Here is a 14,174-nt window from a genome sequence, read left to right as displayed (position 1 = left end):
TAAACTATATAAAAATGAAAAAAATTATCAATGGCATCGCCTTACTCGCTTTGCTAATAAGTTTTAAAGTATCTGCTCAGAACAGTTATTATTTCCCAAAAGCTGGTCAGCTTGATGCCAAAATTCCCTCACCTGAAAGCTTTTTGGGTTATCCGATTGGCACATTTTTCACCAGACATGATCAGGTTGTTTCCTATTTTCGTCATTTAGAAAAGCTTTCAGATCGTGTTCATGTTCAAAGTTTAGGCAAGACTTACGAGCAACGTGAGCAGATTATCGTAACCATCACATCTCCATCTAACTATGCCAAGTTAGAGCAAATCAGGCAAGAACACCTTAGCCAAACAAATCCATCTACACCTGTGCTTGGCAACAACGCACCAGTTATTATCCATTTAGGCTATGGCGTGCATGGAAACGAAAGTTCGAGTACAGAAACCAGTTTGTTAACGGCTTATTATCTTGTTGCAAGCAATGATGCACAAACAACAAAGTGGCTTTCTGAGTCTGTAATATTTATCGATCCATCATTAAATCCAGATGGAAGAGACAGGGCTGCAAACTGGCACAATGCTTACCATTCTTTTCCAGCAGTGGGAGATCCGGCAGATAAGGAACATCAGGAAGCCTGGCCAAATGGAAGAACTAATCATTATTTTACAGATTTAAACCGCGACTGGCTGAATTTGGTACAAGTGGAAAGCCGCAATCGCTTAGCTTTTTTCCACAAATGGTATCCTAACGTTCAGATAGATTTTCATGAACAGGGAACAAACGCAACTTATTATTTTGAACCAACTCCAAAAAATCATGAAAGTCCGGTTATTCCGCAGTTTTTGTATGAATTTCAGGTTACTTTGGCTAAATATCATGCAAAGGCGCTTGATGAAATTGGTTCATTTTATTTCACCAAAGAAAACTATGATAACCTCTCGCCAATTTATGGTTCAACTTATCCTAAATTTTATGGGTCTGTAGCGGCAACTTTTGAGCAAGCTAGTTCCAGAGGTATTCTTCAAGAATCGAGTAATGGTCCGCTTACTTTTGCTTTTACCATTCGTAACCATTTGGCAACCAGTTTTTCTACAATAGAAGGTGCGGTTGAAGAAAAGACAGGGCTTTTTAAGGTTCAGAAAGATTTTTTTAAATACAGCCTGGAACAAGGAAAGAAAAATCCGGCAAAAGGATTTGTATTTGGAGATAAAAAAGATGTAAATCTGACTAAGAAATTTTTAGGTCTGTTGCTTCAGCATCATTTGGAAGTTTACCAGCTATCAGACAACATTAGTCAGGATGGTAAAACTTTTGAAAAAGGAACGGCATATATTGTACCTTCTGCACAGCCGAACTTCCTTATCGTACATTCCATTTTTGAGGAAAATACATTAAAGGATAGTATTTTTTATGATAATACGGGTTGGAGTATTATTCATGCTTATGGCCTTAAATATGCAAAGCTGAATGCTAACTTTAATAAAGGTGTACAAGTTACTAATCTCAATTCTGATGAAGGAAATTTAGCAGTCGAAAAAGCTAATTATGCGTATCTGATTAATTCAAGCGATTATAATTTTACCAAAGCACTATATCAGCTTCAGCTTAAAAATGTACTGGTTAAAACTGCGTTTAAATCTTTTGTAGCGAATACAAAAGGCGGAAAAAAATCATATTTGCCGGGTAGTTTGGTAATCCCTGTAGTTGGTCAAAGTATTTCTACAGATTCTCTTTTGGCTGCGTTAAATACAGCTTCCAAACAAGCAAATATCGAAATTACAGCTGTTTCGAGTGGATTTAGCGCAGAAGGTATTGACTTGGGAAGCAGCAATATAAAAACAGTAAGAAAGCCAGAGGTGGCGCTAGCATTCGGACAAGGTGTAACTTCTTCTGAAGCTGGACAAGTTTGGTTTCTTTTAAACCAGCAGCTTGATTTGCCTGTAACGAAACTAGATTTGCAGAGCTTTGCAAGAACCTCGCTTAATCGCTACAACGTAATAGTATTACCTGGCGGAAGTTATAGTGCTTGGGATAAAGCCACGGTTGATAAACTTAAAGCCTGGGTAAATGATGGCGGAACGCTTATTACTTTTCAAACTGCTACGGCTTGGGCCATTCAGCAAGAAATTGTTAAAGAAAAGCTTTCGCAAACTGAAACTTTTGCCAGAAGGGGAGAAGTTCCAGTCTTACCAGCTGCTACAGCTGGTAAAACAGAAGATATTAAAAAAGAACCAGCTAAACCTTCAGCTGATGGTGCAACTGGAAAACAGGCTAGTTTACAGCTAGAGCGCTTAGATTATTCGAGACAGGAAGATGTTGAAGGTTCAAAAAGGATCAATGGTGCAATATTTTTATCTGATTTGGATATTTCTCATCCAATTGCTTTTGGTGTGAGTTCGCGTAAGCTCTTTATTAATAAAAATGGATCAACATTGTTGTTGCCAAGTGCAAATAAATATGCGACAGTTGCTCAGTACACTGCAAAACCGTTAATCAATGGTTACTCATCTAAAGCAAATACAGCGAAGGTGGCAAATTCTGCAGCAATAATTGCCTCTGGAAGCGGAAGTGGTGAAGTTATCCTCTTTGCAGACGACCCAACTTATAGAGGATATTGGTTAGGTACAGCAAGGTTATTTTTAAATTCAATATTTTTCGGGAATCTCGTCGGAGGAGGTAATCGATAAAATACCATAAGGCGGCATTTGCCGCCTTTATTTTTTGGCAGGGTGGCTGAAGGGTTAGGCAGGAGTCTGCAAAACTTTTTATGGCGGTTCGAATCCGCCCCCATGCCTCAAATAACTTTAATTTAACAAGTACTACTTTATCTGATTAATGTTTTTTACCCTTACACCGGGCATTTTTTCAAAAATTTCCTGCATGTATTTTCGGTGGTTGGCTCCGGCAATTACAACAACTCTTTTAACACCAGATGCCTTTGAAAGATTAACAACATTATTGCACATTCCCTCGTTTCTCATTATCCACCAATGAATTTTCGACAACATTTCTTCTTTTGGAAAGTTCTTCAGGTCGTACATTTCTGGTAAGAAAAAATCTCCGGATGCAGAGATTACTGATGCTTCATCGGTGTTCAGCCATTCGGTTACTTTAGCAGAAGATTTCTCGATGCTGTCGTATTTTTGAAAGCCATTATTTATTTGTGCAAGCTTCGCCTTAAGTTCTTTTTTAAAAGCTGCTGAAGTATCTTTTCTGAATTTATTAAATTTCTCGTCGGTTGCTGCCCATGAAGCATTCCAGTTCAAATCATAATCCTGGCAATCCATTGGAAGTAATTGCTTGATACCCATTTTCTGCATCATAGGGAATGCAATTAAAGCATATTCAGAGGTTTTTAATCTTTTCATACTGCGTCCGGTTGTATCCAAACCTGGGCTAAGCAGGTTATCTACATAGGTTTGCAATTTTGCATCTGGAGTTTGCTTTAAATGATTAAAAACCTGCCAGTATTGATAATGCCCATTCGAAACATCCTGATTTAAATAATATGCATGTGCTAAATCGGTTTTCAATTTAAAGTCGTTTGGATATTTTAAGCAGAGTTTCTTTAAGCTATCGATACTTTTCGGGAGTTGCGTTGCCGCAATATCTTTGTTTTTCCGAAGTATATTTAATCGATTGAGGTTATCTTTTTTACACCAATAATCCATAACATTTTGTTCATCTTCTTTACTCAGAAATTCCCCAAAAAACGCTGTAGGTTTAAACTGTTCAATTTTTCGATAAATTTCTGAGAAATCCTGCTTGGGGTAATTGCTATAGTTATGCGAAACTCCAATTAATAAAACATCTATTTCCTGGGCAGCTAATCGAGCTGAAATAAAAATAAAAACAATAAACAGTCGCTTCATTATAGGGTTTTTCTGCTAAATAACTTGATAGGTAGATGATTTTGAGCGTGTAATATTTAAAACTAAACTAATATTTTTAATTTGGATAAAAAACATAACTCAAGTAGCACTTCTTAACCACTAATCTCTAGCTTATAACCTTTTCCCCTTATTACAACAATTTTAATTTTAGGATCAATTTCTAACTTTTTCCTCAGTTTTGAGATAAACATATCTAAACTGCGTCCAACAATAACACCTTCATCTTCCCATATCTCTTTTTGCAGTCGGCTTCTTTCTATGGTTTCGTTCGGTGCGGATGCAAAAATAGACAATACACGGGTTTCCGTTCCGGTTAAGTCGGTTGCTAAACCGTCAATAATGAGTTTCTGATTTTTTGAATCAAACATCACGGAGCCTAAAGTGAAAGTATCAGCTTGCTGCTCAACGGGTAAATTTCTTTTTGGCTTAACAGATTTTAAGAAAATAAAACCAACCAACGCCAAAAATGGTATACTCCCTAAAAGATATCCATTCTTCGCAGAATTTACTCCTTCTGATTTAAATTTAACATTAACTATGTAGCGTGCTGATGGTTGTTTTCTGCCTAGGCAGGTTACAATATCATCTTTCTTATTTTTTGATATCGCATATCCATAAGTTACACTTGAGTTGTCACCATTCAGAACATTAACAACATAATCTGTCGCGAAAGGGTCTTTAGCTAATAATCTACGAATTGTGTTTACCAAAGAATCTGGTTGAAATGTAAACTCATTTTCGAACTTGATTTGATATTCGTTTTCAGTAATCTTTTTTACTGGAAGCACTCTCGATTTACTATCGCCAGATTGTAAAAGTAATTCGTGCCCAATTCTGCGTAGCAAAATCTCCCTTCTTGCAATTGCAAAATCATCAACATCAGTTACACTAAATGCTACACAAATTGCAGAAATAAATAAAAGGACAATAAATCCAATAAAGTATTTGCCTTTACCGGATAGGAGATTCTGGACGTTTAACATCTTGTCGAGATTTTATTTACAAAGTTTACAATTTTATTTTCAATCCTGGCTCTTTAGACTGTAAAATATCATAGTAAAACTAAGTTATAAGCAGAATCAATATTGAATTTGTGATTTTTTTAATCGCTTCACCGCTTTTAAAGATCTAAATAGTTTTAAATCATAAACCTGATAATAGCTTATCAATGCACAAAATACGCCCAGAATTATTCCAAAAAACACATCTATTGGGAAATGTTGCGCTAGATATATTCGGGAATAGCCAACCAGTATTGCTAATAATATGCAAGGCAGTGAAAATTTACGCTTTTTATAAATCAAAACCAATACCGTTGCTAAAGCAAAAGCCGATGTGGTATGACCCGAAGGAAAAGAATGGTAATTGTGTACATCTACGTCTGGTACAAAATTCAAATATTGAACGTTCATTTGCTCTAACAGCAATCTTGGTCGAGGTAAATCAAACACTCTTTTAGCTACCTGAGCCAAAATACTCGAGGAAGAATAGGCTAATAATAAGGTAGTAGCTTTTTTCTTTCTTTTAAACAGAAATAAAACTATTCCAAATGCAATGCATAAAATCCCATCGCCCAAATTGGTTATTATCCTAAAGAAAATATCCAGGAATTTTGTATGATAAATGTTGAGTAGCAAAAAGCCGTCAACTTTTTTTAGTGCGCAAATAAAAATGAGCGTGCATGTTATCACAATTAATAGCGTAATAAAATAAAAGGGCAGTCGCCTTATCCTCTTAAACATCTTAAATTTTTCTTAAAGGTATTTCATACAATTAATCACAATGTTAAGATTGTGTCATGTTATTGTCAGGCGCAAGTATTTGGGAAATCAGGCGTTTAGATAATAACAGTTATAAATTAACAGATGATGGGTTTTCAACTAAACTGTTTAAATTTGTGTATAACCTTGAAGCTTTACATAGAGATGTTATGGACAAGAATAGCTTTATCAGTTTTATATTACGAAATACTACTTGAACAATATAGATGACGTTTCTCTTCTTTTTTAGCGCTTTAGGAGCTTTTAATGGCTTTCTGCTCTCTTTGTACTTCGCCATAAATGCTAAAAAGAAAGTTTTTACCAACTTTTATTTATCCTTGCTCTTGTTGGTTTTAAGTATCAGGATTGCTAAATCAGTATTTTTCTATTTTAATCCAGACCTATCCAATTTCTTCATTCAGATTGGGCTTTCTGCTTGCATTTTAATTGGTCCTTTTCTTTTTCTATACCTTAAATCATATTCCTCAACAGTAAAACAAAATTGGGCAGCGCATATATTTCCTTATTTAGTTGTGATGAGTATTTTAGGATATTTTTATCCTTATGATGAACACATTGCCGTTTGGACGAGCTGGATTTTGAAAGGAATATATTTACAATGGTTTGTTTATACGGTTATATCTTTGAAGTACATCAAACCAATTTTTAAGAAAATTAAGGAAAAAGAAAATTTAAAAAGACTCGATGTTTGGTTATTAAGTATTTATTTCGGCGTTGCTTTTACATGGTTAGCATACACAACCGCTGCTTATACATCTTACATTGTTGGAGCGTTGTCTTTTACTTTTGTATCGTATCTAATTGTTCTACTTTTTATCTTTAGAAATAGCAAAGAGCAGACTTTTTTTCGGGAAAAGGAAAAGTATAAAAACAAAGAATTAGACGAAGATACACGCGATTTAATTGCAGAGAAACTTAAGGTAATTATCGAAAACGAATTATTCTTGAAGCCGAATTTCAGTCTTGATGAGGCAGCAAAAGAACTGAAAGTTACAAAGCATATATTATCTCAATATGTAAATGAAATTTTAGGAAAGTCTTTTTCTAATCTGATAAATGAATATAAAATAGATAAAGCCAAAAGGCTATTAGAAACCCAAAAAAATTACACAATAGAAAGTTTGGGTTATGATAGTGGCTTCAATTCAAAATCGACTTTCTTTACTGCGTTTAAGAAAATAACCGGACTTACACCTTCAGAATATCAAAAAATGCACTTTAAGTAAGTTCGGTTTTATAAAATCGAACTTCTATATTATGATTTGAGAACCTTACTCAGACATACTCAAGAGATATTTGCCCTCATTATTAAAACAATAAATTTTAAAAATGAGAAAAATATTTTTGTTGATTGCGTTTACCATATCAATGTTAAGTAATACACTTTATGCTCAATTCAAAATTTCGGGAAAGGTTGTAACGCCCGAAAATACTCCTTTAGAATTTTTAGAAGTTGGGCTTTTTTCAGATAAATCTGTGCCGCTGATTAATGCTTTAACAAATGATAAAGGAGCATTTCGTATAGAATATCAAAAAGGCAACTACAAATTAGAAATCAGGCAGTTTAAACAAGTTTTGTTTACGAAGAATATTGAATTGAACTCGGATTTTGATGCCGGAACGATTACTATTGATGCTTCTAACAACTTAGAAACAGTAATGATTTCTGGCAGAAAACCATTGGTAGAACGAAAGGTTGATAGATTGGTTTTTAATCTTGAAAATACAATCAGCGCTGCGGGTGGTGATGCTTTAGATGCATTAAGGATAACTCCAGGTGTATTGGTTAGAAATGAAAACGTAACTATTGTTGGTAAACAAGCAATAAGGGTTTTGGTAAATGATAAAATGCTAGAACTTGGAGAGGCCGATTTGGCGAGTTTCCTGAGGTCAATTCCTGCGGATAATATTAAAAATATCGAAGTGATTACAACTCCACCCGCAAATTATGATGCTGCCGGAGGAAGTGGATTGATTAACATAAAACTGAAAAAAGCACCAGCAGATTCATGGAGCCTTTCTTTAGGAAGCAGTTATTTGCGAAGGCAAGAAAAAGGTGAAGGCGCTGCAACAAGTAATTTCATGTACAGTAAAAATAAATTAAGCTTATCTGCTTCGTTAAATTTGAGAAATGGTGGCGAAACTTTAAACTACCAGGACTATATTTCGTTTCCTGAGGAATTGTGGGATACAAAACAGGTTTTTAGAAGAACCTTTAAACGACTTAATGGCATCGTAAACCTTCAGTATTTATACACTCCAAACTGGACTATCGGCTTTCAATATATTAATAATCAAAATAATGCGAAAGCCAATCGGGTTACAAAATCATCCGTTTATAATAGAAATACTGATTTATTATTTAATGATATAGAATCTCTTAATACTGCAGCACAACAGCCCGCTTTTAATTCCTTTAATTTTTATAATGAAGTAAGGCTTGATACAACAGGAAAGAAAATAATGCTCAATTTAGACTATTTTGGTTATTCAAATCAAGATAGCAGGCCTTATGAAGGTACTTCAATTTTGTACAATCAAAATCAGATTCGATATTTTAAGGGCATAAATGAAAATATCCAATCGACGAAGAATTATGCTGCTAAAGTTGATGTAGAACTGCCTTCAAAATTTGCAAATTGGAGTGCAGGTGCAAAAATTTCTGCTTCAAATGCAGAAAATGATATAGGTGCTTTTAATAGCGGGTTAGTTGATAATCCAATTTACAATATGCCCCAAATTGCTCATAAGTTTGATTACAGTGAGCATGTTCAAGCTGTATATTTTTCTGGGAATAAAAAGTTTAAGAACAATCTGGAAGCGCAGGTTGGCGTAAGGATGGAAGCTACCCAAACGAAATCTTTCGACGGAAATTCGAATCAATCTTTAAATTACAATTATAACAAGTTATTTCCCTCAGTAAACCTGTCTTATGCGGCTAATCCAAACTCAACTTACAGATTAAGTTACGGTAGGAGGATAGCGAGACCGAGTTTTGCAGAGTTAAACCCAAATGTCACTTATATCACGCCTTTTCTAACGGTTGAAGGTAATCAGCTTTTAAGACCTTATTTTGTCGATAATTTTGAATTGTCTTACTCGTTTAAAAAACTAGAAAGTAAATTATATTTTAGTTCTGAAAGTGATACTTTTAACCAAATTGGAATTCCAGATCTTAACACAAGCAATATCCGTTTAATTTATAAAAATATCTATAACCTTAAAAGGTATGGAATTTCAGAATCATTCACGTTTAATAAATTTAGCTGGTGGACGAGTTACAATATATTTAACGTAAACTATGTTACTGCAGAAACTATTGATATACCAGCCGATGGTGTAGATGGCGTAACCTCGTTTATCACCAGTAATAATGATTTCAATTTTAATAAATCTAAAACGCTATTGTTCAACTTTGGCTTTGAATATTATATTTTAGGCACTTACGGAATAGATAAAATAAAACCATCATTTTCTACTTCGTTTACGCTTCAATATCTCTTACTTAAGAAAGATTTAAGAATAAGCTTAAGAGCTAGTGATGTTTTTAAAACCGATAGATACAGGTTTAGCTCAACCTTGGGTGGTGTTCACAGAAATTCAAATTATTATTTTGATACCCGATTGTTTCAAGTGTCTTTAAGTTACAAATTTGGGAGTAAGAATGTTAACGTTAAAAACAGACAAACCGGAAATCAAGAGGAGCGGGCAAGAACAGGGAATTAATGATTTGATGCGGTGTATGTTAAAAAAAGAGGCTGTCTCAAAAAGATTTGTTTTGTCGTCATTCCCAATTTAATTGGGAATCATAAAGCGATTTGTATTTGCTTTAGGATTCCCGCCTTCGCGGGAATGACGAAAGCAGAATAAAATTATATTTCGAACGCTCGTCATTCCCAATTTAATTGGGAATCTTAAAGCGATTTGTATAATGCTTTAGGATTCCCGCCTTTGCGGGAATGACGAGAAAATAAATTATCAAATTCTATTTTGAGACAGCCTCAGTTATACTTTTTAAAATAATGTAAATAAATTAATGAGAGCGTTAACATTATTTTGTTTTTCTCAAATCGGTAAATGCGGCAGCGCTGTTTTTCGATTTCTTTTTAAGTTTAAATTGGTCAAAAACTTCGCCAGATGCTTTATAAGCAGTGTAGTTTAGTTCATCGCCATTAACAGAAATAATTTGAAATAATTGCGTGTCTTCTGCAAAAACATCCATCCATTTTGGATTTACATCAACTTTGTACATTTTGGGTCCGGCTACAGAAACCACATACATTGGGCCACCAACTTTGCCCGAAGTACCAAAAGGAAGATTTTGCCCGCGGCTGTAGGTATGGTCGTGCCCCTGCATTAAAACATCAACATGGTATTTTTCAAAAAGAGGCTTAAATACTTCTCTAAATTCCTTGTTATCTCTGCCTTTTGCAGTCGAATAAATCGGGTGATGATAAGTAATCATTGTCCACCTTTTTGGATTATTCTTAAGTACATCTTCTAACCATTTCGCTTGAATTTTCAGAGAATTAGAATCCAAAACAATCATTTGAGAGTTGAGAGAAATAATTCTTACGTTAGCATAATCTACATAATAAACAGATTCTTTTAAACCTTCAGGCCCGTTTTCCGGCAGCGTGTATTGTGCTTTCCAATGCGGATCTAAGGTTAAAGCCTTTTGCTCATCGCGAAAATATTCGTGGTTGCCTGATGATGGGATACTTGGAATCATTCCGTTAATAAAACCACCTCCGAAGTGCCATTCGCCCCACTCATTGTCGTTATTTGAGCGATTAATTAAATCGCCTGCATGAACAATAAAACGGGCATCGCCATGCGTTGCAAAAGCTCTTCTAATTACCCGCGACCATTTTGATCTGATGTCGTTTTGTGCATCACCAAGATAAATAAAAGAAAAAGGTGCATCATTTGCAGGAGCAGTTTTAAACTGAAACCACTCGCTCCAATTATTCCCATCTCCAACTCTATAAGTATAAACCTTATCTGGTTTTAAATCAGTAAAAGTAATACTGTGGTAATTTGCAGCCTCATACTCTTTGCCTTTTAAAGATGAAGTTGTTGCTTTAAACTCATTCGATTCTGGTTTTTCCAATTTTGGCGAACTGCTTTCTACTAATATCTGTCCGTAACTTTGCGTTATGGTAGAATCCGTTCTCCAAGTAACCGATTGTGTGGTAGTTGGATCTGCAGACCAGGTTAAAATAATACGATCTGGTATCGATGTAGCCTTAAAGGATTGTGCTGAACCACTTTTGTAAGTAAAGAAGAGCAGCATTACAATGCTTAAGTAAAAGATGTTTTTATTCATGATTTTTTAATGAAATGGTGTGTATTTGAAACCAATATTTGCCCATGATGAATAATATTTGTGGTCATTTGGTCTTCCATCGCCATAATCCAAAATAATTTGAGCATTGGTTATATTATTGATGCCCATAAAAATTGAGAAGCTTTTGCTGATTTTTTGTGAAGCTGAAAAATCTAACTGTGTACGTCCTTTCTCCATTAAATCGTTGGCTTCAACATCTGCCAGTTCAGAAATAAATGTGTCGTAAAAGTTTAAAGAAATTCTTCCTGAAAAACCATATTTCTCGTAAGAAAGTGATGCATTACCCACTTTAGGGCGCATTGAAGGTAATCGAACGGTACGTTCGCTAACCAAGCCGGGTACTTTAAATTTCGATTGGATTTGAGTAAAGTTACCGTAGATACCAAAACCGTTTAAGAAACCTGGTAAAAAGGTAAGTTGTTGTTGCCATGCAACTTCGTAGCCATACACATGAGCATTTGCACCATTTACAGTTTGCGTAACCTGATAGCCGTTGAAATTACCGCCAACCTGAGTGTAAATACTTTCGTAGATGTAGTTTTCGATGTTTTTATAGAATACACCACCAGAAATTAATCCTAATGATTTTAAGTAATGCTCAAATAAAACATCAACGTTTGTTGAGGTAGCTTGATCTAGATACGGGTTTCCAATCTTCATGCGTCTACGTCTTGGCTCTACTTCCTGCCAAGGCACTAAACTGTAATAACCTGGACGAGAAAGTGATCTGGTTACAGCAGCCCTAAAGTTTGTACGCGGATTTAGCGCATATTTTAAGTTTAAACTTGGGAAAAAGCCTTCGAACGATGATTTTGTATTCACCTTATTTGTACTTACATAATTGCCAGTATTATCGAAGTTTACAATGTTTCCGTTGTAATTAAAACCTGTGCGTTCATATCTTAAACCTGTAATAATGTCGAGTTTATTTAAAGTGAGTTTTCCCATTCCGTAAGCAGCAGATAAAGATTCGCTACCGTTATAAGAATCCGGATCGGTATTCTGACGGATATAAGTGGTGTTATCAACAAAAAGAGATTTGTTGTTTTGATAGTATTCTTCCATTAAATAACCATCAGAAATAGCACCCGATAAATTATAGTTGCCATCGAAGTATTCTTTACGTTCGTAGTTTCCTAAAAAGTTTGATAAAGATAATCGTCCGGTTTTTAAAGTATATTGATAATAGCTTCTTGTGTGATCATCTTCTTTGTATTTATAACGACCACCAAATTTGATTAACAACTTATTTTTATCACTTAAATCAAAAGTACGCTCAATATTTGCTGATGCCTGTCCATCTTTATCGTGAGCAATTTGATGACGATTGGTGTAATAATTTGTGGTGTAATTTGCGGCATTATCCGGGTCTACACTTCCAAAATTAAACTGAGGTGCACGTGGGTTTGAAACATCTAAACCTGCTGATAAACCAGTATTTGTAAAGTAGCCATCGAAATACAAAGGCTGGTCGTACAATCCGGTTGAATAGGTAAAATCAACATTGGCTTTCCAGTTATTAAATTCTGTTTTATAACCCAAAGAGAAAGTAGTTAAATCGCGGTTATAGTTTCTTGGCGTTCCGCTAGAACCAATACTTACACCCGTTACATTGTTGATGTCTGTATAACTACCAATGCTGTAACTTTTAGTTCCTCTGGTTTGAAGTTCATAAAATTTATTGAACGCACCTCTTAAATAAATCTGACTTTTTTCTGTCGGGAAGAAGCTTAATTCTGCTTGCAAGCCTAAATTTTCTCTTCTTAAATCCGTTCCTTCAAGCTCTAAATTAGAAAGCAATACTCTATCAACTCCGTTAATTTTATAAGTTCCGTAATCTTTCTGTACGCGGTCTTCACCTCTAAAGCTTTTGCTGTAATTTATACCGAAAAGATAAGCCCATTTATCCTGGCGTTTCCCATAGGTAATCGATCCATCAATATTTTGTTTATCAACCAAAAAGTTATGACCAAATGCACCTTTAAGCTGAAGTTGTTGCTGACCAGGTTTTGGTGTTTTAGAAATGATGTTAACAGAACCTGAAGTTCCATCGGCATCCATATCTGGTGTTAAGGTTTTGTTTACTTCTATGGCCTCAACAGTAGAAGATAAAATTCCGTTTAAATCAATTTCTCTAGAACTGGTAGAGGTAGATGGAAGCCTGTTTCCGTTTAAGGTAACTGAACCCATAGATTGATCTAAACCTCTAATAATGATGTTTCTTGGAAGTCCGTAACTGTAATCCATAGCAATACCGGGTACACGCTGCATTGCTTCTCCAACTGTTGCATCAGGAAAACGTTCAATCTGTTCTTCAGAAAGTACGTATTTGATGTTATCCGCATTGCGCATACTGCTTAATGCAACTGCCTCGCCACGTCTTATTCCGTTAACGGTAATGCCTTTCATATCAGTGCTTAAGCTCGAAATCTTAAAATCTACATTTGTGGTTTTGCCGTCTTCAACATTTACAGTGTATTCGCTGCTGTTGTAACCAATGTAGTTAACAATTATTGTGGCTTTACCAACCGGAATATTGTCAATTATAAAATATCCATTTACATCAGTAATAAATTTACGATTGGTTTCTTTTAAAATTACAGTTGCGTATGGCAATGTTTTGTTGTTTTCCTTGTCTTTAACGAAACCAATAATAGAACCCGGTTTAGCTTTTTTAATTATAACAGGCTTGTTTTTAATGATAACCATTCCGTTTTCTTCAATCATCATCAATTGGTTTTGCAATAAAATCGGAGCTAGTATGTTTCTAACTGGTTTGTTTGCATCGCTAATTGAAACTCGTTGACTGGTATTTTCTGCATTAGTGTAAACAAAACTAAGCTTGGCTTTTTGTTCAATTTGTTTCAATACATCCTTTAAAGGAAGGTTTTTAACTTTTAAGCTTATTTTAGTATCGAGACCAGTTTGCCCATTGGCTTCTGTGGCCTGTAAAAGATTAATAAACAGTATAGATGTGATGGCGTAAATCAGGCTTATTCGCATAATTATTTTCACAGAGCGGCTAGCCCCATTAAAATTTTTCATAAATTTGGGTTGTGTTTAAATGTTCGTATTTATTCATATTTCTGATCTATCGAAGGTTCGCGGCCATCGGTAGATCCTATTAAGAGCCGTTTCATTAGGAACGGCTTTTTT

At 35.0% G+C, this 14,174-nt stretch carries 8 protein-coding genes and 1 tRNA gene; 4 read left to right on the top strand and 5 right to left on the bottom strand.

Annotated elements, in window-relative coordinates; genetic code table 11:
* Positions 1-14: 14 nt before the first annotated feature.
* Together ACO05K_RS09640 and ACO05K_RS09635 are read left to right on the top strand one after the other, a co-directional pair.
* Entirely contained in the window at positions 15-2,681 is a 2,667-nt protein-coding gene (locus tag ACO05K_RS09640; protein WP_421944230.1) for a M14 family zinc carboxypeptidase, read from the top strand.
* Positions 2,682-2,717: 36 nt separating this feature from the next.
* A tRNA-Cys gene (locus ACO05K_RS09635) sits at positions 2,718-2,789 on the top strand.
* Between the two features lie 24 nt (positions 2,790-2,813).
* Here the strand turns inward: ACO05K_RS09635 and ACO05K_RS09630 are convergent.
* The 3 genes from ACO05K_RS09630 to ACO05K_RS09620 all read right to left on the bottom strand — a co-directional run bounded on the left by ACO05K_RS09630 (position 2,814) and on the right by ACO05K_RS09620 (position 5,524).
* Positions 2,814-3,866 (bottom strand): DUF6584 family protein, encoded by a 1,053-nt coding sequence (locus ACO05K_RS09630; protein ID WP_421944229.1) that lies wholly within the window; start codon positions 3,864-3,866, stop codon positions 2,814-2,816.
* Between the two features lie 113 nt (positions 3,867-3,979).
* Positions 3,980-4,870 carry a winged helix-turn-helix domain-containing protein gene (locus ACO05K_RS09625; RefSeq protein ID WP_421944228.1) on the bottom strand — a complete coding sequence of 297 codons (891 nt, stop codon included), beginning with the start codon at positions 4,868-4,870 and terminating at the stop codon, positions 3,980-3,982.
* Between the two features lie 96 nt (positions 4,871-4,966).
* Complete coding sequence (locus ACO05K_RS09620; protein WP_421944227.1) at positions 4,967-5,524, bottom strand: phosphatase PAP2 family protein; 558 nt, start codon at positions 5,522-5,524, stop codon at positions 4,967-4,969.
* A gap of 350 nt (positions 5,525-5,874) precedes the next feature.
* Here ACO05K_RS09620 and ACO05K_RS09615 point away from each other — a divergent pair, with 350 nt between their 5' ends.
* Both ACO05K_RS09615 and ACO05K_RS09610 read left to right on the top strand, forming a co-directional pair.
* A complete protein-coding gene (locus ACO05K_RS09615; RefSeq protein ID WP_421944226.1) occupies positions 5,875-6,894 on the top strand; it encodes a helix-turn-helix domain-containing protein in 1,020 nt (339 codons plus the stop codon).
* Positions 6,895-6,997: 103 nt separating this feature from the next.
* Complete coding sequence (locus ACO05K_RS09610) at positions 6,998-9,394, top strand: TonB-dependent receptor domain-containing protein (RefSeq protein ID WP_421944225.1); 2,397 nt, start codon at positions 6,998-7,000, stop codon at positions 9,392-9,394.
* 325 nt (positions 9,395-9,719) lie between these two features.
* On the opposite strand, the gene ACO05K_RS09605 is transcribed toward ACO05K_RS09610, so the two are convergent.
* Positions 9,720-10,997: a fibronectin type III domain-containing protein gene (locus ACO05K_RS09605; RefSeq protein ID WP_421944224.1), complete on the bottom strand. Its 1,278-nt coding sequence runs from the start codon at positions 10,995-10,997 to the stop codon at positions 9,720-9,722.
* Positions 10,998-11,003: 6 nt separating this feature from the next.
* Entirely contained in the window at positions 11,004-14,063 is a 3,060-nt protein-coding gene (locus ACO05K_RS09600; protein ID WP_421944223.1) for a TonB-dependent receptor, read from the bottom strand.
* Between the last annotated feature and the right edge of the window lie 111 nt (positions 14,064-14,174).

The sequence above is a fragment of the Pedobacter sp. genome (assembly GCF_965227205.1).
In the GTDB taxonomy this organism is placed as follows: Bacteria; Bacteroidota; Bacteroidia; order Sphingobacteriales; family Sphingobacteriaceae; genus Pedobacter.
The sequence above is the reverse complement of the archived record's forward strand: the minus strand, read 5'-3'. Positions and strand labels throughout refer to the sequence as shown.